Origin of the sequence: Paenibacillus sp. FSL H3-0457, assembly GCF_037981725.1 — a bacterium.
GTDB lineage: Bacteria > Bacillota > Bacilli > Paenibacillales > Paenibacillaceae > Paenibacillus > Paenibacillus amylolyticus.
Window position 1 is genome coordinate 2,231,595 of sequence record NZ_CP150283.1, and the last position, 22,651, is coordinate 2,254,245.

Annotated in this window: 15 protein-coding genes and 1 pseudogene; 13 read left to right on the plus strand and 3 right to left on the minus strand. The window is 48.3% G+C overall.

What is annotated here, in order from left to right; genetic code table 11:
• Positions 1-65 precede the first annotated feature (65 nt).
• From MHH25_RS10065 to MHH25_RS10120, 12 genes and pseudogenes are all read left to right on the plus strand, one after another.
• Entirely contained in the window at positions 66-1,046 is a 981-nt protein-coding gene (locus tag MHH25_RS10065; protein WP_036609773.1) for an ABC transporter substrate-binding protein, read from the plus strand.
• Positions 1,047-1,859, plus strand: coding sequence for a (2Fe-2S)-binding protein (locus MHH25_RS10070; protein ID WP_036609771.1), 813 nt, complete (start codon positions 1,047-1,049; stop codon positions 1,857-1,859).
• 235 nt (positions 1,860-2,094) lie between these two features.
• Positions 2,095-2,616: a TetR/AcrR family transcriptional regulator gene (locus MHH25_RS10075; protein ID WP_036670036.1), complete on the plus strand. Its 522-nt coding sequence runs from the start codon at positions 2,095-2,097 to the stop codon at positions 2,614-2,616.
• 74 nt (positions 2,617-2,690) lie between these two features.
• Positions 2,691-3,650, plus strand: a pseudogene (locus MHH25_RS10080) (NAD-dependent epimerase/dehydratase family protein).
• Between the two features lie 351 nt (positions 3,651-4,001).
• The gene (locus tag MHH25_RS10085) at positions 4,002-10,511 is read left to right on the plus strand and encodes a hypothetical protein (protein ID WP_340019917.1); all 6,510 of its coding nucleotides are present in this window, start codon (positions 4,002-4,004) and stop codon (positions 10,509-10,511) included.
• A gap of 111 nt (positions 10,512-10,622) precedes the next feature.
• The gene (locus MHH25_RS10090) at positions 10,623-10,862 is read left to right on the plus strand and encodes a DUF896 domain-containing protein (protein WP_047842338.1); all 240 of its coding nucleotides are present in this window, start codon (positions 10,623-10,625) and stop codon (positions 10,860-10,862) included.
• 323 nt (positions 10,863-11,185) lie between these two features.
• Positions 11,186-12,616: an NAD(P)-binding domain-containing protein gene (locus MHH25_RS10095; protein WP_340019918.1), complete on the plus strand. Its 1,431-nt coding sequence runs from the start codon at positions 11,186-11,188 to the stop codon at positions 12,614-12,616.
• A 134-nt stretch (positions 12,617-12,750) separates the two neighbouring features.
• Positions 12,751-13,236 (plus strand): hypothetical protein, encoded by a 486-nt coding sequence (locus tag MHH25_RS10100; RefSeq protein WP_100529034.1) that lies wholly within the window; start codon positions 12,751-12,753, stop codon positions 13,234-13,236.
• A 251-nt stretch (positions 13,237-13,487) separates the two neighbouring features.
• Positions 13,488-14,234 carry a DeoR/GlpR family DNA-binding transcription regulator gene (locus MHH25_RS10105; RefSeq protein WP_100529033.1) on the plus strand — a complete coding sequence of 249 codons (747 nt, stop codon included), beginning with the start codon at positions 13,488-13,490 and terminating at the stop codon, positions 14,232-14,234.
• A gap of 2 nt (positions 14,235-14,236) precedes the next feature.
• Positions 14,237-15,148 (plus strand): 1-phosphofructokinase, encoded by a 912-nt coding sequence (gene pfkB / locus MHH25_RS10110; protein WP_100529032.1) that lies wholly within the window; start codon positions 14,237-14,239, stop codon positions 15,146-15,148.
• A gap of 90 nt (positions 15,149-15,238) precedes the next feature.
• Positions 15,239-17,206, plus strand: a complete 1,968-nt coding sequence (locus tag MHH25_RS10115) for a fructose-specific PTS transporter subunit EIIC (protein ID WP_340019919.1) — start codon at positions 15,239-15,241, stop codon at positions 17,204-17,206.
• Between the two features lie 199 nt (positions 17,207-17,405).
• Complete coding sequence (locus MHH25_RS10120) at positions 17,406-18,194, plus strand: methyltransferase domain-containing protein (RefSeq protein ID WP_340019920.1); 789 nt, start codon at positions 17,406-17,408, stop codon at positions 18,192-18,194.
• Positions 18,195-18,333: 139 nt separating this feature from the next.
• On the opposite strand, the gene MHH25_RS10125 is transcribed toward MHH25_RS10120, so the two are convergent.
• The 3 genes from MHH25_RS10125 to MHH25_RS10135 form a co-directional block, all read right to left on the minus strand.
• On the minus strand, positions 18,334-19,473 hold the full coding sequence (locus tag MHH25_RS10125) for a zinc-dependent alcohol dehydrogenase (RefSeq protein WP_340019921.1): 1,140 nt from the start codon (positions 19,471-19,473) through the stop codon (positions 18,334-18,336).
• A 79-nt stretch (positions 19,474-19,552) separates the two neighbouring features.
• Positions 19,553-20,716 (minus strand): oxalate decarboxylase family bicupin, encoded by a 1,164-nt coding sequence (locus MHH25_RS10130; protein ID WP_340019922.1) that lies wholly within the window; start codon positions 20,714-20,716, stop codon positions 19,553-19,555.
• Between the two features lie 173 nt (positions 20,717-20,889).
• On the minus strand, positions 20,890-21,510 hold the full coding sequence (locus tag MHH25_RS10135; protein WP_340019923.1) for a GntR family transcriptional regulator: 621 nt from the start codon (positions 21,508-21,510) through the stop codon (positions 20,890-20,892).
• 200 nt (positions 21,511-21,710) lie between these two features.
• On the opposite strand from MHH25_RS10135, the gene garR reads away from it, so the two are divergent.
• Positions 21,711-22,604, plus strand: coding sequence for a 2-hydroxy-3-oxopropionate reductase (garR, locus tag MHH25_RS10140; protein ID WP_340019924.1), 894 nt, complete (start codon positions 21,711-21,713; stop codon positions 22,602-22,604).
• Positions 22,605-22,651: the final 47 nt, after the last annotated feature.

Below are 22,651 nucleotides of genomic sequence, written 5' to 3' on the forward strand. Positions count from 1 at the left end.
TATGCTTTTCCCTACTATAGTGATAATGATTATTATTATTAAATAGTAGAGGGGATTTACTACAAATGGTAAGACAGAGAGCAACAACGATGATACTGTTGGCCCTGCTTGTGCTCGTTCTGACGGCATGTAGCAAGGCATCAGAAGTAACAGAAGCAACGCCTCCGCAACAGGATACACCTGTGGAAGAGAGTGGTACGCAAACGATTGAGCATCTTAAAGGAACAACGGTTGTACCGCAAAAAATAGAGCGTATGGTGGTATTATCTGCTGCTTACATCGATCACATGTTGACGATTGGTGAGAAACCAGCAGGCGTTAATGTAGAAGTTCGTTACGGAGGAGATTATTTGCCTTACTTTGCAGATCAGCTTGCCGGCATTCCAACGGTAGGGTCTGCAGACAGTCCTAACCTGGAGGCTATCCTTCAGATTGATCCGGATGTCATCGTTATTGAGAGTCGAACTGCGGAGAGTACGTATGATCAGTTGGAGAAAATCGCTCCGACGATTGTACTTGGTACTGAATGGCTGGATTTTGTTGATGATACAACATATTGGACACAGGATCTGTTGACCATTGCCGGGATGTACAACAAAGTGGATCTGGCAAAAGAAAAGATAGCCGAGGTAGAGCAGCAGGCGAAGCAATTAAAAGCGAAGATCGAACAACTGGATCAAAAAAAGTTGGCTTATCTGCGTGTAAGAGAGAAGACCTTACAAATTTACGCGGCAAAAGGACATCCAACCAACACACTTTTGTATCATGATCTTGGATTTGTGCCAACGACTGTGACACCTGCCGAACAACGTGAGGATTTGTCCATGGAGAAAATTGCAGATGTGGATGCTGATTTCGTAGTTCTGGAGATTGACCCGAATGCCGATGAGTATGTAAACAACATCAACGCAAGCTCACTCTGGAAGGCAGTGCCGGCTGTCGGTGCAGATCAGGTCTATACGACAGACTCGTTCTGGTTGTTTAAGGGCTGGGGAGCGATTGGGCGAAGCGAGATTATCAACGAAGTTGAAGAGATGATTCAATAGATGAGACATTATCCAAGACATGATTATTCAGAGATGTCGGAAGTGTTACAGCAATTTTTTGTGACGACGATCCAAGTGGACTGCGATGATTCCAAGTATCCTTTCCGTGTGAAGGATCTGCTGAATGAAGAGAAACGAAACTTGATATTGCGTGAACAGGCTATGCAGCAAGGGCTTCAATTGGGCGGAAGAGGAAGTGCGGCCGTCGGTACACTTTTTGCCAAACGTTACTCCGTATTCGTGATGTCCGTAATTTCAGCATTCAGTCTATACGATACTATACTTAGCGTTGCAGACGATGATGTGCGGTTTGAATTGAATGGTGCAGGTGGCATGCGATATGAGACTCTGCTGGAGAGAACCTCTCTGGAGGGTGAAGATCCTGTTCAGCGCAGGTCAGAGAGTGGCTTGCTCAAGAAAAGAGTGCTGCTACATCTGGAACCTGTCCTGCGAGCGGTAGCCGTCGCTACAAGAGCGAGCGATAAGGTCATGTGGTCTCTGGTTGCCCATAATGTGCAACAATTGTATGCACGTATGATCAATGATCAGAGCATTTGGAAGACAGATGAACGGCTTGCAAAGATTCAAGAAGATCAAAGCCTCTGGCTGGATCGGCAAAACGATAATGCATGTACATTTGCCAATGAGCTGCAGCGCTTCGAACATTCCGGGTGGCAGGGACCTCCGTTCCTGCTACGCCGATATTGTTGTTTGGCTTATCTGGTTGGAGACGGAAGTCATACACATGGGTATTGTGACAGTTGTCCGAAGCTGGATTCGGAATCCCGATTGCGTAAACTTCTTCAGCAGTGAACAGACACTCTTGTACCGCATGGTACGAATCTGTTTCAGACAAACCATGTTCTCTTCGGTTTCCAGTGGATAGAATCTATGATCGACAAGTTACACAACCTGCAGCGGCTTGAGCCAGCGTCTGCGGGTTTGTTGGCTTTGTACAAGGTCACGATACCTTTGCATCGAGGGATAGTATTCGTTATACTTCAAGCTATTGATCAATTAATCACTAACTATTGGAGGGCGGATTATCATGGCAAAGGATAAAGCAGCGTCGGTTAACCGGCGAAATGATATTATCTCTGCAGCAATTGACGTCTTCGCGGAAATTGGCTATTATCGTGCGACTACAGCCCAGGTGGCTGAACGGGCACAGATCTCACAGCCGTATATATTTCGTTTTTTCAAAACAAAAGAAGCTTTATTATTAACTGCAATTGAGGTCTCATGGACACGGGTGATTGATTCGTTTCGAATTGTGGTGGAGATGGCGACACCAGATCAGTTAGAGAATGATCTCATTGAAGCCTATGATAAGATTCTGGAATCGCACAAGAGCGAGATCTTGCTTCAGATGCAGGCGCAAACGATCCGGGAGGAAGTCATTCGTCAGGCTATGCAAAAAGGCATTAGTGATGTAAGAGCCATGGTACTGGAAGCTTTCACCGTTGCAGGAATTGCTGAACCGCTAAAAAGAACCATGATTTTTCTGGCAATCGGGATGTTGTGTAATGTATCTAATGCACTGGATATGCCGGAGCTGAAGGAACGATAGAGAGGGAGGTAAAGTCCCTTTTTGAATTTTAGTTATTGATCAATCACTAAATAGATGAAAGAGGTCGATCCACGATGAAAAGAGCTATTGTGATTGGAGCCACAGGTGGAACAGGTGTAGCAATTACGGAGGAATTGATTAGACGAGGGATTTCAACGATCGCATTTGGGCGCTCCCGTCAAAAGTTGGAGCAACTTGCGGTAAAATTGGGATATCCGGATCACCTGCTAATTGCAGTTGGAGATGCATTTCGGTCGGAGGATATTATTGCTGCTTCCCAGGGTGCCGATGTCATATTTCATTGTGCGAATGTCCCTTATAACGAGATGGAGAGCAGGCTGATTCCGCTCGGTGAATCTGTGATGGCGGCGGCAGAACACTTGGGTCTGAACGTGGTTGTTATAGACGGAATCTATCCCTATGGCAGAAGACAAATGAAGGAAGTAACGGAAGAACATCCGAAGCAGCCACATACCCGCAAAGGCAAGACACGACTTGCCTATGAACAGATGTTATTCAGCACAAGATGGAGTAGAACTCAGGTGATGATCGTTCGTTTGCCAGATTATTATGGCCCATCGGCTAATCAGGCTTCCTATCTGGGTTCAACCCTTGAAGCGATAGCAAAAGGAAAGATGGCTTTTTTTATCGGGAATATGAACGTGCCGAGAGAGTATATTTATTTACCGGATGCTGCGGTCATGGTGGTGGAGCTGGCAAGCAGAGAGATGACGTATGGACAGAATTGGAACATTCCTGGATCGGGGTTCATCTCGGGTCATGACATCGTGCGATTGGCACAGAAGGCTGCGGGAAGAAGCAAACCTGTGATGGCGTTAGGAAGAGTGGGATTGTCTTTGATTGGACTAGGTGTACCCGTTATGAAAGAAATTGTAGAAATGTTATATCTGACTGAGGAACCCCTGATCCTGAGTAGATAGAAGTATGAGGAACGGATTGGCCCGGTTGTGGCAACATCTTTTGAGGAAGGAATTGCGTTGACGATTAAGGAGTTGGAGTTGCAGGGGGAGTAGAGGGGAATATATTTTTTGGAGAAAAGTAATTGATTGATCACTAACTGTGAAGGTTTCATAGGTATATTGAATAGGGGGCGCACAAAGCTAGTCCAGGGCATAGAGTGTACTATTGTAAAATGCGGGGATTTGACGTGGTGTACAAGGAGGGGGGATTCTCTTGTGAGCGGTATATCCAAAAGGAAACGCAAAATTTCCTTAATCAGTACAGGTAAACGGAAAGCAAAAAAATCAAAAAAGCACTCTATCCCAAAGAAGAAGAGTAAGTCTTGTAAGAAAAGCAGACGTAAATGCAAAAAAAAGAAAAGTCACAGGATTCCCTTCCTTCGCGGCCCACGGGGTTATCAGGGAATGAGAGGATTCACTGGAGCAACAGGTGCTACTGGGTTAACTGGAGACCCTGGGTATCCCGGCATATGGGGAGCAACCATTTTAACAGGACGGACCGGAGTAACCGGAACCACGGGAAGTACCGGAATAACTGGAGTCACAGGTGCAACAGGAGCTACCGGACTGATGGGCACCACAGGTGTGACTGGTACTACAGGATTTACAGGTCCGACCGGTCCAACGGTTGAGGCGGGAGCAACTGGATCTACAGGAAGCACAGGAGTTACAGGTGCAACGGGTACAGGATCGACTGGAGTCACAGGAACAACCGGCGCAACTGGAATTACCGGATTTGGTGTTACAGGCGTGACCGGTGCTACAGGAAATACCGGTATAACCGGCTTCACAGGTCCAACTGGAGTTGCAGGATTAGCTGGGGCTACCGGGTTCACTGGAGCAACTGGTCCAACTGGGATTGGTGTGATGGGACTAACGGGATCTACTGGTGAAACAGGATTCACAGGAGTTACAGGTTCGACTGGCCCAACCGGAGCGACGGGTCTAATAGGTATTACGGGTGCGACTGGATTAACGGGAAGTACTGGCGAAATTGGAATCACAGGCCCGTCTGGAGCAACAGGAACAACTGGTATTACTGGAACCACAGGTATCACAGGTATCACTGGAGTTACAGGCGCTACAGGATTTACTGGGGCGATAGGAGCAACGGGAAGTACGGGTCCAACTGGAAATACTGGCATAACCGGCATGACAGGGATAACAGGTGCGATCGGCGCAACTGGTGCCACTGGGGAAACGGGACTTACTGGTACGACAGGCCCCACTGGGGGGATCGGGTCTACGGGAGTTACTGGTGTAACCGGAACTACAGGAAGCACTGGTACTTCTGGAACAACAGGCACTACGGGGGCAACTGGATTAACGGGTGTGACGGGAGCAACCGGCGAAACAGGCATCACTGGCGTTACTGGAAATACTGGTGCTTCAGGGATTACTGGATTTACGGGCAGTACAGGTGCGACCGGCACGACTGGTTTGACAGGATTCACCGGAGCGACAGGAAGTACTGGTGAGGCGGGGCTAACAGGAGTTACAGGTACGACTGGTCTAACGGGACCCACCGGGGTCACCGGCGAAACAGGAACAACCGGAACTACAGGAAGTACTGGAATAACAGGTAATACTGGTGAAACAGGATCAACAGGTACGACCGGATTACCTGGCGTTACGGGTACCACGGGTGTAACCGGTTCTACTGGAATTACAGGCCTCACGGGAATTACTGGTGTGACAGGACTCACTGGGGCCACTGGTATAAGTGGTGTCACTGGTGAAACAGGATCAACAGGTACTACCGGATTACCTGGCGTTACGGGTACCACGGGTGTAACCGGTTCTACTGGAATTACAGGCCTCACGGGAATTACTGGTGTGACAGGACTCACTGGGGCCACTGGTATAAGTGGTGTCACTGGTGAAACAGGACCAACAGGTACAACCGGAGTAACTGGCGTTACTGGAATTGCGGGCACAACAGGAACGACTGGAATAACAGGTGCAACAGGTATTACTGGATTTACAGGCAGTACAGGTGCGATCGGAGCAACTGGTGCCACTGGCACAACCGGAGTCACAGGTACGACTGGTGTGTCAGGACCCACCGGGGATACAGGAGTAACGGGAACTACCGGTACCACAGGAATAACTGGCGTTACCGGAGCAACTGGCGCCACTGGAGAGACGGGTCTAACTGGGAACACCGGCACTACTGGAGAAACGGGTACCACCGGAGTTACAGGTGCTACAGGATCTGCTGGGGCGATAGGGGCAACGGGAAGTACAGGTACAACCGGCGTTACAGGCATAACCGGCATAACCGGCATAACCGGCAATACTGGTGTAACAGGAGCCACAGGAATTACTGGAGCAACTGGAACTACTGGAGCAACTGGAACTACTGGAGCAACTGGAACTACTGGAGATACAGGTCAAACAGGGGTCACAGGAACGACAGGGTTAACAGGGGTAACCGGAATCACCGGTGAGACTGGAGCCACAGGGATTACAGGTACAACTGGACTAACTGGCATTACTGGAACCACGGGTATCACAGGCGTGACCGGAGCTACCGGACTGACTGGTGTCACTGGGGAAACGGGTCTAACAGGATTCACAGGCACGACAGGAGCGACGGGACCGACTGGGGCGACTGGAGCAACCGGAATTACAGGTATCTCGGGAGTGACTGGCGTAACCGGAATGACGGGAATTACGGGAGCGACCGGGGCCACTGGTGTCACTGGAGAGACGGGTCTAACAGGAGGTACAGGTGCAACTGGTATTACAGGTCTTACGGGTGCGACTGGGACCACAGGAATCACGGGTACAGCTGGTGTAACTGGCCCAACAGGTGAAACAGGAATCACTGGAGTTACAGGCCCTACTGGAGCAACCGGCTCAATCGGAACTCCTGGAGATACAGGTCCAACAGGGGTCACAGGTACGACTGGTGTGACGGGATCGACCGGTGCAACTGGAGAAACGGGAATTACAGGTGCGGCTGGACTAACTGGCAATACCGGAACCACGGGTGTCACAGGAGGTACCGGAGCTACAGGAATTATGGGAGCGACCGGAACCACTGGCGTTACTGGGGAGACTGGTCTAACAGGGAACACAGGTGTAACGGGACCAACCGGCACGACTGGTTTAACTGGCGTAACGGGACTTACTGGTGTGACCGGAACTACTGGCACTAGTGGTATAACGGGAACAACTGGTATTACAGGAGTAACCGGAGCAACAGGTGTCACTGGAGAGACGGGTCTAACAGGAGGTATAGGTGCAACTGGTATTACAGGTCCGACTGGTGTGACGGGACTGAACGGTGCAACTGGAGAAACTGGAATTACAGGTACAACTGGACTAACTGGCATTACTGGAACAACGGGTATCACAGGCGTGACCGGACTGACTGGTGTCACTGGGGAAACAGGTCTAACAGGATTCACAGGCGCGACGGGACCGACGGGATCGACTGGGGCGACAGGAGCAACCGGAATTACAGGTATCTCGGGAATGACTGGCGTAACCGGAACGACAGGTGTTACTGGAGAAACAGGGTTCACAGGAATTACTGGAACGACGGGAGCAACTGGCGTCACTGGAGAGACAGGAGCAACCGGCTCAATCGGAACTACTGGAGATACAGGTTCAACAGGGGTCACAGGTACGACTGGTGTGACGGGCCCTACCGGTTCGACTGGCCAAACTGGTGAAATAGGACCAACAGGCACAACGGGTGCAACTGGTATTACAGGTCCTACGGGTTTGACTGGAGAAACAGGAAGTACAGGTGCCACGGGAGTAACCGGCGCAACCGGAACAACTGGTGCAACTGGGCTAACAGGAGTCACTGGTGTCACCGGGGCTACAGGTGTAACGGGATCTACCGGTTTGAATGGCCCAACAGGAGAGACAGGACTAACAGGTATAACTGGAAGTACGGGTACGACGGGAACAACTGGTGTTACAGGAGCAACCGGAGTTAGTGGCATAACAGGAATTGCTGGTGTAACCGGTGAAACGGGTACGACTGGAGCAACGGGAAGTACGGGTACTACGGGAGCTACTGGTGTAGCAGGCACAACTGGTATCACAGGGGAAACAGGTCTAACAGGAATTACTGGTCCAACTGGTGTTACGGGATTAACTGGAGCCACGGGCACGACAGGACCAACAGGACCAACCGGAGCCACAGGTGTGACTGGCATAACTGGAGTCACAGGTACGACTGGAGTTACAGGAGCTACGGGGAGTACGGGTTCCACAGGAATAACTGGCGTATCCGGGCCGACTGGTGCTACTGGAATTACTGGCCAAACTGGTGTGACAGGATCAACCGGAGTTACGGGAGTAACTGGACTTACTGGATTAACTGGGGAGACGGGTCTAACCGGGATTACAGGTGCGACTGGTGAAACAGGAATAACCGGCACGACCGGCGTAACTGGCATTACGGGTGTGACTGGAGCTACTGGAATTACCGGCGCCACCGGCACAACTGGCCAAACTGGTGAGACGGGAGTAACTGGACTTACTGGACTTACTGGGGTTACAGGTAATACTGGAATTTCTGGAACGACGGGAGCGACTGGAGCCACTGGAGAGACGGGTCTAACTGGGGTCACAGGTACGACTGGTGTGACGGGGCCCACCGGGACTACTGGAGCAACAGGAACCACGGGCATTACAGGAGTGATGGGTGTAACAGGCGCTACCGGCACGACAGGTGCAACAGGACCAACCGGAGCCACTGGTGCGACTGGCATAACCGGAGTTACAGGTACGACTGGTACTACAGGGGCAACCGGTCCAACGGGTATTACTGGTGACACAGGAATAACCGGCACGACCGGCGTAACTGGCATTACGGGTGTGACTGGAGCTACCGGAATTACAGGTGCCACCGGCACAACTGGCCAAACTGGAGAGACGGGTGTAACAGGGGTCACAGGTACGACTGGTGTGACGGGACCCACCGGGGCTACTGGAGCAACCGGTCCAACGGGTATTACTGGTGAAACAGGGCCAACCGGCACGACTGGCGTAACTGGTGTTACGGGCACAATTGGTGCGACCGGAGCAACAGGCGTCACTGGAGAGACGGGTCTAACTGGGAGCACAGGAGCCACAGGAATTACTGGTGCTACAGGTCCAACAGGGGTCACAGGACCGACAGGTGAGACGGGTCTAACCGGGATTACAGGTGCGACTGGTGCTACTGGAATTACTGGGGTAACTGGATTTACAGGTGTTACAGGAGCCACTGGCACAACTGGCCAAACTGGAACGACAGGAGCAACAGGCGTCACTGGAGAGAGGGGTCTAACTGGGAGCACAGGAGCCACAGGAATTACTGGTGCTACAGGTTCAACAGGGGTCACAGGAACGACAGGTGAGACGGGTCTAACCGGGATTACAGGTGCGACTGGTACAACAGGTGTAACGGGACCAACCGGTGCGACCGGAGCCACTGGGGCAACCGGAACTACGGGAGTTACTGGCGTAACCGGCACGACAGGTACAACAGGACCAACCGGAGCCACTGGTGCGACTGGCATAACCGGAGTTACAGGTACGACTGGTGCTACAGGGGCAACCGGTCCAACGGGTATTACTGGTGAAACAGGAGCAACCGGCACGACCGGCGTAACTGGCATTACGGGTGTGACTGGAGCTACTGGAATTACAGGAGCCACCGGCACAACTGGTCAAACTGGAGAGACGGGTCTAACAGGGGGCACAGGTACGACTGGTGTGACGGGACCCACCGGGGCTACTGGAGCAACGGGAACTACGGGTGCGACTGGTGCCACTGGCACAACTGGCGTAACTGGTGTTACGGGTACAACAGGTACAACAGGTACGACTGGAGCCACTGGGATCACAGGTGTGACTGGAGCAACAGGAACCACGGGTATTACAGGAGAGACGGGTGTAACAGGCGTTACAGGCACGACCGGCGCGACGGGAACAACAGGAAGTACGGGAACAACAGGAACCACGGGTATTACTGGCGTGACCGGAGCAGCTGGGGCTACAGGGCTCACAGGTGTATCAGGAGCCACAGGCACAACAGGAATTACGGGTATTGCGGGTGTGACCGGTGCTACAGGAACTACAGGTACAACGGGTGTAACAGGTGCCACCGGAAGTACTGGTTCAACAGGAGTTACAGGTATAACTGGCGCGACCGGAACAACTGGAGAAACAGGAATAACGGGAGCTACAGGACTAACTGGTGTAACTGGGACAACAGGAACTACAGGTGCAACTGGGGTTACAGGCATCACAGGAGCAACCGGCCCGACTGGACCAACTGGGGCTAATGGAATTACGGGGGTAACCGGTGTAACGAGTGCAACCGGAGCTACGGGTGCCACTGGAGCAACAGGCATAACAGGAACTACCGGTGCGACTGGGGCAACGGGGCAGACAGGAGCCACGGGCCCAACCGGCCCCAATTTTGCAACACAAGGGTTCTCGGCATTCCTGGCTACACTTTCGACAGCAACCAGCACTCAGTTAACCAACTGGACGACTACGGCTCCCTATTACGGTAATGCCAACTTCAATGCAACCACAGGAAACTATACCGTCCCGGTAACCGGAAGATACTCCATTGTGGCCACGATCAATTATGCAACGACTGCAGCGATTGCCCTATCTCTGGGTGCAGGCGTTAACCCAGCCTTTCTTGTACAGAGAACATCCCCAACGGTAACGACACTTGTCAGTGGTTTGTTGCCCGTCCTAAATGTCGCGATTACGCTACTTACACTGCGGGCAGTGCTGGGAAGTGGTTCAGTGACTTTGGCAGTGGAAGTCGCATTGAATGCGGGAGATGTGATTGGACTGTTCTATGCTGCAAACGGGTTGACGATTACATTGAACCTTGGCAGTGGTGCTACAAATGGCATTGTGTGGTCTGTGCATGAGATCACCTAAACACTTCTCAACGGATTGCGCCTATGGACAAATTCGTAAAGTTGTAATAAGTTAGTTTGAAGATATTCGAAATATCTTTTGGCAAGTGGAATAACAAGTGAGGTGGATTTCATGATTCCTATTTTGGGACGCATTAACGAATTAAGTCGAAAACAACGCAGCAGCGTCGGTTTGACAAAAGCAGAAAAAAGCGAGCAGCAGGAGCTTAGAAAACAATATTTACAGGCTATTCGAGGTCAGGTGCTGACAACCATGCTGGCAGTATCCGTTGTGGACCCACTGGGTCATGATGTGACCCCTGAGAAATTAACCAATGAAAAATTGCAGCGCCGTGAACAAGCCGGCCAATAGCATTCCTTTAATAAGACAGACCAAGGTTACATCTTGGTCTGTCTTTTTTTTTTTCTGCAAATCATCCGTTCAGCAGGAACTGCATTAATAATCCAGTTAGAGTTTCGTAGGAATTAACAAGCATGTTAGATATTTTTAGTATTGATGACAATAAATCTACCGCGAACTTCAAAAAATCCCCGATAACTCATATAATAACGCTAATATATTTCAGAAACACAAAGAAAAAGCACAATTACTCTCAATATAACTGACAACAAACTTACATCAAATAATCAAAGAAAGACTAGTTCATATATGTATCTCGAAAGGGTTGATGAATCATGAGCCTGGAAGCTTTAAATGAACGTGTGAAGAATGATCTGGCTTATTTGTCATTTGGTGGCGCGAACTGGGTACGTCCAAGAGAACATGCGGATGGTCATGTCTATGATGTCGTCATTGTGGGTGGAGGCCAGAGTGGATTAGGAGCGGCATTTGGACTTCTTCGTGAACGGATCTCCAATATTGTGGTCATTGACGAGAATGCATCGGGGCTTGAAGGACCTTGGGAGACTTATGCACGTATGGTTACTTTGCGCACACCCAAGCATCTGACTTCCATCGATCTGGGTATCCCCTCGTTAACCTTTCGCTCATGGTGGGAAGCACAGGTAGGGCCCGAAGGTTGGGAAGAGGTAGATAAAATCCCGCGTGGAGACTGGATGAATTATTTACGCTGGTATCGGAAAGTGCTGAATCTGCCTGTGCTTAATGAGGTAGAATTGACGCTGGTTGAGCCTATGGAGAACGGAATACATCGACTTCATGTGAACAAGGCTGGATCTCAGATGGATGTTATACTTGCTCGCAAAGTAGTGTTTGCTACGGGAATACAAGGTGGTGGAGAGTGGCATGTGCCATCCATGATTGCCGATAGATTACCTCGGGATCGGTATGCACATACGTCGGAAGCAATTGATTTTGATCGGTTAAAAGGTAAAAGGGTTGCTGTACTTGGCGGCGGCGCTTCTGCATTCGATAATGCCAGTTATGCCCTTGCCACCGGTGTGGCAGAAGCTTATGTATTTGTCCGGCGGGAACAACTGCCTAGTGTTAATCCCATTCGTCAGATGGAACAATCCGGTATGATAGAGCGATACCACGCTCTTCCGGTTGCTGATAAATATGAAGTGATCTCTCATTTCTTCAAATTCAATCAACCCCCAACCAACGATACGTTTAATCGTGCGGCAGCCTGGCCTGGATTCGAACTACATTTGAATTCGCCTTGGCTGAGTGTAGAAGCAACAGACCAAGGCGCGATTGTGCATACCACACAGGGAGCATATGAGTTTGATTTTCTGATTATTAGCACAGGTCTTCTCAGTGATCCGGCACTCCGTCCTGAACTGAAGCTTGTGGAGCCATACATCGCACGTTGGGAGGATTGTTACCAGGCTCCGCCAGAGCTTCGCAATGCGTTGCTGGACGCACATCCATACCTGAGTTCCGGGTTTGCAATGACAAGCAGGAGTGAACAGGGTGAGAAACCGTTGCACGGACTGTTTGTATTCAACTACTCTGCACTTGCCAGCTGTGGTCTGTCGGCATCGGCAATATCGGGGACCAAGAGCGCGGTGCCGAAACTGGTCTCTGCCATAGCGGATCAATTGTTCCTCGATGATCGGGAGATTATTTTGCAACAATTCTATGCGTATGAAGAACAGGAATTTACGGCTACGTGGGTGAAAAGTGGTGCCCTCGCTGAGTAATCGCACTCTATAATATTGTGAACGTGTGGCATCTGATGCTGCACGTTTTTTTGCTTTTTATATGATGAAGGTTACACTTGCCTTTAATTTGTTGTAAAATGTCGGTTGGAACATGTTAAAGGCAGGGATAATAGATGAATGAAATGAACTATGAACAATTTAGAGCCCATTTGAAGAAAGCGTCGCGTAAACGAAATGTACCTTTGATTAAGATCGTAGCATTTCAAGAGAAATACATGAAGATTGAAGAAGTTCAATTTTACGATGTGGAACAAAATCATATGAGTGTTCGGGCTTGCAATACGTTGTGGATGCATCTGGAGAATAAATCTTTCCGTAATATGGTGTCCCAACATTTGCAGTTTTATAGAGATATGGAGAACCTGGGTCGGCATTCCTTTGAGAATCTGATCAAAGAACTATATGATACGTCTGTTCCTGTGCTGCTCGATTACAATCCCGCTCATTATTACACCTTGGGGCAGCTCGCTGAGATTCTGGTCATGGACGAGGAGAGGTTAATTGAACAATTGGAGATGGGCCGCTTCAAGGGTGCTTTTATTAATGAAGATGGCAAATGGCTTAAACCCAAACCGGATGCTATGGTTGTAGAGTCATAAACGTCATGCAGTTCCCATGAACAGCAAAATCCTGCAACGCCGCGCATCCAGCGCTGGAGGCTGCAGGATTTTTAATGAAGATTTGAAGGGCACGGAATTCCAACTTTAAGAACATGAAGTAAGAAAGGGACAATTGGACAAGAAAATAAGTCGAAAGATGCGGGTTTTTGAATGTTTTTAAATTATTTTGAATGAAAGTGGTTGTTTTTTGAGTGAATTATGATACTATAGAAGCAGTTGGAGGAATGAAGATGCTGACTGAAGAACGATATGCTGCAATTATAGAGCGCTTACATTTACAGGGAATTGTGAAATTGCAAGAGCTTGTTGATGTGTTGGGTGCTTCTGAATCAACGATTAGGCGTGACTTGATCGATCTTGAGAGTCGTCAGATGCTCAAACGCATCCACGGCGGTGCCGCACTGGTGAATGAAAAAACGCTGGAACCGGGCATGGAAGAAAAAACGTTCAAAAACATTCAACAAAAAACGACGATTGCCCGTTTGGCTGCACAGGAGATCGAAAATGGCGAATGCATTTATCTGGATGCAGGAACGACAACGTTAGCCATGATTCCTTTTATTGAAGCTAAAGACGTAACGGTTGTTACCAATGGACTTTCACATGTTGAGGCTTTGGTAAGCAAGCGTATTCGCAGTTATTTGCTCGGAGGTATGATGAAAATTCATACAAAAGCAGTCATTGGCAGTATCGCATTACAGAACATGGATAATTTCCGTTTTGATAAATGTTTTCTTGGAAGCAACGGAGTTGATCCCGAAATGGGGTATACAACACCGGATCCGGAGGAAGCCTTGATTAAAAGGCGTGCACATCAATTGTCGGGAAAATCTTATGTGCTGGCTGATTCCAGCAAAATAGGGGAAATTACTTTTGCCAAATTGTTTGATTTGGAGGAGGCCGATTTGATTACCGAGCAGATGCCAGAACATTGGCGGCATGGAATCGCCCAGAAAACTAAAATAATTGAGGGATAACGATGATATATACGATAACACTTAACCCGTCCATTGATTACATCGTGGAAGTGGATGAGCTGAAGCTTGGCGGATTGAATCGAATGAATCGGGATTTGAAGCTCCCTGGCGGCAAAGGCATTAATGTCTCTCGCATACTGAATCAACTTGGAGCAGATAACACGGCTATTGGTTTCCTTGGTGGATTTACTGGACGTTTCATTAATGACAAGTTGCAAGAAGATAACATTCGGACAGACTTTGTTACGATTGCAGACGATACTCGCATTAACATCAAGCTGAAGCATGGAGAAGAGACAGAGATTAATGGTCTTGGACCTGCAATAAGTGCCGAAGAGGCGGAGCAGTTGCTTCACAAATTGTCTTCGTTGGAAAAAGGAGATATTGTCATTCTCTCCGGAAGTGTACCGCCTTCACTTGGAACGGATTTTTATGATCGTCTCATTAAAGTATGCAAGCAAACGGGTGCCGAATTTGTGATTGATACAACTGGCCCTGCGTTAATGGAAGCTCTTGTACATGAACCATTGCTGGTGAAGCCAAATCATCATGAACTGGCTGAACTGTTCGGTGTAACGATTAATACTCGCGAGGAACTGGTGTTATACGGGCGTAAGTTGCTGGAAGCCGGTGCCAAACATGTGTTGATTTCCATGGCAGGCGAGGGTGCATTATTCATTACCAAAGCCGAAGTTCATCATGCGAATGTGCCAAAAGGCACTGTGAAAAACTCGGTTGGTGCCGGTGACTCCATGATTGGCGGATTCGTAGGTACCTATGTACAGAGCGGAGATTTGCTGGAAGCTTTCCGCACCGGGGTTGCATCTGGAAGCGCGACTGCGTTCTCGGATGATCTGGCAACACGCGAACTGATTGATGAATTACGCAATCAAGTAACCATTACAGCGATCTAGTCTAACGGCAATATAAAAGGTTTTTACTGTAATTGTAATGTAGTGAGGCCTGCCTAGGCAGGCCGACTGAACTTAAGGGAGTGTACCGAGATGAGAATAACAGACTTGATGATCCAAGAAACGATGATCATGGACCTGCAAGCCACAACCAAAGATGAGGCTATTGATGAACTAATTGCAAGCCTGAACCGAAGCGGACGAATCAATGATCCGGTCCTGTTCAAGGAAATGATCTATAAAAGAGAAGCTGAATCCAGCACAGGTATCGGTGGCGGAATTGCAATGCCACATGCCAAAACAACAGCGGTGAACGAACCAACAGTTGTATTTGCCAAGAGTAGAAAAGGACTTGATTTTGAAGCATTGGATGATCAGCCAGCTCATGTGTTCTTCATGATTGCGGCTCCAGAAGGCGCAGGTAATACCCATCTGCGTACGCTTGCAGCTCTTTCCAGGTTGTTGATTGATAGCGATTTCATCTCACAATTGATGAGTACAGATACACCTGCGGAAGTTAGTGCATTGTTTGATGCCAAACAGGCAGAAGCAGCGGAGAAGGAAGCAGCCAAAGAAAAAGCAAAAGCTGAAAAAGAAGCAAATGCCGCATCCACTTCTACTACTGGTCAGCAACAGAATACTTCTGGTGTGATTGTAGGTAATGCCAATTCGGAAGATTTTGTTGTTGCGGTTACAGCCTGTCCAACCGGTATAGCTCATACGTTTATGGCTGAAGATGCACTTAAAAAGAAAGCTCAGGAAATGGGCATTAATATTCGCGTAGAGACAAACGGCTCTGAAGGAGCGCAGAATGTTCTCACTGCTGATGAGATCGCTCGTGCTAAAGGGGTTATCGTTGCCGCAGACAAAAATGTGGAGATGGCACGTTTCGATGGCAAACCGGTATTGCAAAGACCGGTGAGTGATGGAATCCGTAAATCCGAAGAGCTGATTCGCAAGGCCGTTAACGGTGATGCACCGATCTATCGCAGCCAAGGCGGAAATGCGAAGGAAGAGGGCGCAAGCACTGGCAAGATTAGTGTAGGTAGCAAAATCTATAAAGATCTGATGAATGGTATCTCGCATATGCTGCCATTCGTTGTAGGTGGCGGTATCCTGCTAGCAATCTCCTTCTTGTTCGAACAGCTTGCTAGCCCTGAGAATCCGATTGTGCAACTGCTTCAAACGATCGGTGGCGGAACAGGTGCGTTCCACTTCCTGATTCCGGTACTTGCCGGATTTATCGCGATGAGTATTGGTGATCGCCCAGCCCTGATGCCTGGTATGGTCGGTGGATTGATGGCGGTTAACTCAAACGCCGGTTTCCTTGGTGGTTTGGCTGCCGGTTTCCTGGCGGGTTATGTAGTTATTGGTCTCCGTAAGTTGTTCAAAGGATTGCCAAAAGCGATTGATGGCTTGAAACCAATCTTGCTGTATCCGGTATTTGGTTTGCTGATCGTAGGTGCCATCAGTTTCTATGTCTTTGATCCAATCTTTGGTTCCCTGAACACCTGGCTTGTAGATGCACTGGGTAATCTGGGTACAGGTAATGCGGTATTGTTGGGCTTGTTGCTTGGTGGTATGATGTCCATCGATATGGGGGGACCGTTCAACAAAGCGGCTTACACATTCGCTATTGGGGTATTCACATCCAGTGGTAACACAGACGGTGCATGGATGGCAGCGGTTATGGCAGGCGGTATGGTACCTCCTCTGGCGATTGCACTTGCAACAACGTTCTTCAAATCCAAATTTACAGAGCAAGAACGCAAATCAGGTTTGACTAACTATGTACTTGGATTCTCTTTCATTACAGAAGGTGCAATTCCATTTGCTGCGGCTGATCCATTGCGTGTATTGACTTCTTGTATTCTGGGTTCCGCTGTTGCTGGCGGATTGACACAACTGTGGCACATTAATGTACCAGCTCCGCACGGCGGGATCTTTGTTGCAGCACTGGCGAACCACGCACTGTTGTTCCTGCTTGCTGTTGCGATTGGATCTGTGATCTCCGGTCTGATTCTGGGATTGTGGAAGAAGTCACCAACGCTTGTGAAGTAATAAATATAAGAAACATCTCCTGGGTGAAACTCACTTGGGGGATGTTTTTTATTTCAGCTTTTTGGTTAGGTAGTGGAAAGTTGCCTCCGGATTTGTGTAAAATGCTTATTTAGCTTTTACATTCATCTATGGTAAAATAAATATAATTATATTTTGAAACTATGTTTTGTCTAATGAAACTTATGCAGGAGGAATTGGAATGTCTGATGTAATCAAAAGTCAGGTGCAGAAGCAGTTTGCGAAAAATGCTGGTAAATACGTGACGAGTTCGGGGCATGCCAAAGGTGAGGATCTCGCGTTGCTCGTGGCTTTATCTCAAGCCACTCCGGATATGAATGTGCTGGATATCGCCACTGGGGGAGGGCATGTCGCCAACGCTCTGGCTCCACTTGTTCAGCGGGTGACAGCTCTCGATCTAACGGAGGAAATGCTACAGGTGGCTGAACAATTTATCCAGGGCAATGGACACTGTAATGTAGATTTTGTTGCCGGGGATGCAGAGAAGCTGCCATTCGATGATGATATCTATGACCTTGTAACCTGCCGAATCGCTGCTCACCATTTTACGGATGTTTCTTCGTTTGTTCATGAGGCATTACGAGTTATGAAGCCCGGTGGAAGGTTGTTATTCATTGACAACGTGGCACCTGAACGTGATGAGAATGACCAGTTTTACAATGAAGTAGAGAAGTGCCGAGATGCAAGCCATGTTCGAGCATGGCGCAAGACGGAGTGGATTCATATGCTGGAGTATGCGAGCTTCCTAATGGAAACGATGGTTTCCTTCCAGAAGCGCTTTAAGTTTGAAGAGTGGTGTAAACGTGCGGCACTGCCGGAACGGGAGAGAAGGGAACTTGAAGCAAGTATGTTGAGTGCACCGTCCATCATCAGAAAATTTTTCAATTTTGAAGTGACAACGAACGGGAAGCTCGACAGCTTCCAAGGAGAAAGTGTGTATATTCAGGCGATTAAACCGACGAATGTCTGATTAGGTAAAGACCATTTAGCTGGCTCAGCAGTTTATGCAACGGTAACAGGATGAATGTCGATAAAATAAAACAAGCAGAGTACCTTGAACAGGTAGTTCTGCTTGTTTTATTTTGCATATTTATAATCATAGCGACGGTTCAGGGTTTTAGTATAACTTTGGTACATTCGTCTTCATGATCGTTGAAAATGCGATATGCATCGCTTGCATTCTCCAGTGAAATTCGATGGGAGATGATCTCCGTTGGATCAAATTCACCAGCAGTGATTTTGCGGAACAATTCAGGCATGTAATGTATAACAGGAGCTTGTCCCATTTTAAGATTGATATTGCGTTCAAACAAATTACCTAACGGAAACATGTTGTAGGAAGAGCCATATACACCCGTAAGTTGGAGTGTACCGAATTTGCGGATTGCTTTCATGCCGATTTCGATCGCACTCAGTGAACCGCCATGAAGTTTCAGCTTCTGTCCGATCTCCTCCAGCGTGGTTTTTTTACCATCCATACCTACACAGTCGATAACAACGTCGGTTCCGCCTTGTGTAATCTCACGAATGTGCTCACCTATATCATCGTAATCTTCGAAATTAAAGATCTCTGCATCGTTCAAACGTTTGGCTTTCTCCAGTCGATAAGGCAGGCGATCCACAGCAATAACGCGTTTGGCACCTTTCATCCAGGCGAACTTCTGCGTCATCAGCCCAATGGGTCCACTACCGAGTACAGTGACCGTATCTCCCGGTTTAACTCCGGCATTCTCCACGCTCCAATATGCGGTTGGAAGAACATCGGACAGGAATAATAAAGCTTCATCTTCCAGTTCACAGGATTCAGGAATCACAAACGGAGTGAAGTTTCCGTAGGGAACACGCAATAATTCTGCCTGACCTCCGGGGTGGTTTCCGTAACGTTCGGTGAATCCAAAATATCCACCTGTATGAATATCCGGATTGCCATTGGAATTATCGCACTGGCTCTCCATGTCATGATTGCAATAGAAGCATTCACCACAAGCGATGTTAAAAGGCAGGACCACACGGTCCCCCTTCTTCACACGTGTCACTTCTGGACCTACTTCTTCTACAATGCCCATCGGTTCATGACCGATAACGTAATCTTTGGCAGCAGGCAAGGCTCCCTGATAAATATGCAGATCCGATCCACATATAGCTGTGGAAGTAATACGAACGATAATGTCATCCTTCTGTTGCAGTTTGGGATCTTCAACCTCTTTGACTTGAATGTCCTTGATTCCCTGAAACGTAACGGCTCTCATCTTTCATATTCCTCCTTATATAGTGGGATTCTCTGACAATTACCCCATTTCAGCTTAAATGATAGATATACATACTAAATTAAACGACAGGCCATTTTACTTTACGCAAGGCATCGAGCAACTCAGGCGGCGCATTCAGATTGTCACGGACCAGATCCCGCGGGGTTAACGCCATCCACTGATTCAGCGATACATCCTCGAATCGATCACTTCGGAATATCTCCAAAAACCATAACGTGTCTGTGCCGGTATTTTGTATATAGTGTCCCATTGCGACAGGAACATATCCGACATCTCCAGCCCGATAGTCAAATGTGCGAGCAATGCCATTGCCTCCAAAGACAGTCATTCTCCCTTGTCCTGTCAGATAGTATTGCCATTCATCTGCATTGGGATGCCAGTGCAGTTCACGCATGGCGCCAGGTCGGATCTCAACGAGTGCGGCAGCAACGGTAGTTGAGATGGGGAAGTTGGTGGAGTCTACGATCCGCACGCTTCCACCGGGTGTAATGAGTGGTTCCTGGGCCAGCAATCGGTGTTTGAATGTGAGAGGAACGGTACCATATGGCGACTGAATTTCTTGGCTCTCGATGGAACCCGGGACGGTATCTTGGAAAATGTAGACCTGTTCCTTCGGCATTGACTGAAAAGCGGATTCGGGCACGCCGAAATTGACAGACAATACCTCTGGTGGGGTGTGGGCAAACCAATCCGATATGGATAACGTATTCAGATCGGAGAAGGACCCGTCATCAAACACAAGCAGAAATTCACAACCATCCTCCAGTCCCTGAATGGAATGGGGGAGACCTTTGGGGAAAAACCAGAGATCGCCAGGTCCGACATCCGCAATAAAATTACGTCCGTTCTGATCTACCGAAGTGATTCTTGCCGTTCCCCAGATCATATAGGCCCACTCGGATTGTTGATGCCAGTGCAATTCCCGTACACCTCCCGGTGTCAGGCTCATGTTCACACCAGCCAGTGTAGTGGCAATAGGGAGATCCCGTACGGTGATTTCACGTGACCAACCGCCATGGTTCAATTGCATATGTGTATCGGAAAAAGACATTCTCAGATTGGGCAATAACCCGTTATCGGTTGCCGGAGGTACCAGCATATCGGGGTTTTGTATATCTCTCATGATGTCTCTGGGTCCCAGATCAGGTCCACCAGCGCCATCACTGCGAATGGGTTGCGGGATGATAAACGGCTTTTCGTTTGGTTGCTGTCCTTTGGTCATGAAGTGATCCCTCCAGATTCAGTAACATGTCACACGCGACATTGTATCGTTATGTTTACACCTATGAATCAGGGCCTGGATAATATGAGGGACAAACGACAAAAAAAGACGTGACCACAATGCGGTCACGTCTTTATACGGATGTGAGAAGGTCGAACAATCCATGAATCTGGTTATCGAATCAGATGAAGGCAGAATTCCAGATCGGATTGAAGATGCTCTTTCATCAGTCGTTCGGCAGTCGTCCCGTCATGTGCCTTGATCGCTTCGCAAATCTGATGATGCTCTTCAATGAGGAAGGGGCGCTGATAATATACAACCGTCTGCCGGAATAGATAAATGACGGATTGCATTTTGTCGAACAGATCAATCATCAATGCATTATTACTCGCACGCATGATGATTTCGTGAAACTCTTTATTGGCTTCCATAATCTCTTCTTTGCTTCCGGTATGTCCCACGTGCACGCAATGCTCAAGAGCCGCCACTTCCTGGGCGGATAAGAAGGCAGCAGCAGATTGAGCCGCATGTCCCTCCAGTAACTTCCGTAATTCAAACGTATTTCTTAGATCGGTCTCGGTTAGCTTGACGACCCGTTTGTTCACGACTAATCCTTCCTGTTCCAAGCGGCGGATGGATTCACGGATCGGGGTCCGGCTGACATTCAGATCAGTCGCCAGCTTCTCTTCCACAAGTTTGGTTCCCGGAGAAAGGGTGCCTTGCAAAATCATGTCCCGCAGAACTTCATAGGCCTGCTGATAAGCTGGACGGGACTTGTCCGTACTTGGTTGCATTGTATTTCACCTCTCCCTTTACTTTAGCGAAAAAGATGGCAATAAACAACAAGATTAAAAACCAAATTTTAATTTTAGGATACATAAACAATAAAATTGTATACAAAAATTAAAATGTTGTGTACAATAACGAATGTGAACAGGAATGATAGCGATTACAAGAGTGAAAAGCGAAGAATTTAGGCTGGAGGGATTGCAAGATGAAGAAACGAATTGGATTTATTGGACTCGGTATTATGGGACGTCCTATGTCATTGAACCTGATCCGGGCGGGATATGATGTAAGCGTATACGATATTAATCAAACGGCTGTGATGTCATTGGCTGATGCGGGAGCGCGAGGCGCAGCATCTCCAAAAGAGGTGGCTGAGCATAGTGATGTCATCTTCACGATGCTGCCCAACTCAGAGCATGTCCGCACCGTTATAACGGGCGAACAAGGTGTGCTGGCAGGAGCCAATACGGGAAGTATCATTATCGACATGAGCTCCATCTCACCGGTCGTTTCCAAAGAGCTGGCTCAGCTTGTATCCCAATCGGGATTATATATGTTGGATGCACCTGTAAGTGGAGGAGAACCCAAAGCAATAGACGGTACACTCGCCATCATGGTGGGTGGCAATGAAATGATTTTTGAATCTGTGAAAGAGGTTCTGCAAGTGGTCGGACAGGATGTAACGCGAGTGGGGGATAATGGTTCCGGTGCTACCGCCAAGCTGGCGAATCAGATTATCGTGAACCTGAATATTGCGGCCATGTCCGAAGCGCTTGTATTTGCAGCCAAAGCTGGCATTGATGTAGAAAAGATGTATCAGGCAATCCGCAGCGGGCTCGCTGGAAGTGCGGTACTGGATGCGAAAGTGCCACTCATTCTGGATCGTAACTTTGTCGCTGGGGGACGGATTGATATTAACCTCAAAGACATGACCAATGTGATGGAAACGGCGCATGATATCGGAGTTCCTTTACCGCTCAGCAGTCAGTTGCTGGAGATTTTCCATGCACTGAAGATTGATGGGAAAGCCGCAGATGACCATGGCGGAATCGTTCAGTATTTTGAGAAACTCGCAGGTGTAGAAGTGAATCGGGTCTAATAAAAAATTAAAAAAAGAAAAAAGAATGTTAATAGATATAGATATGA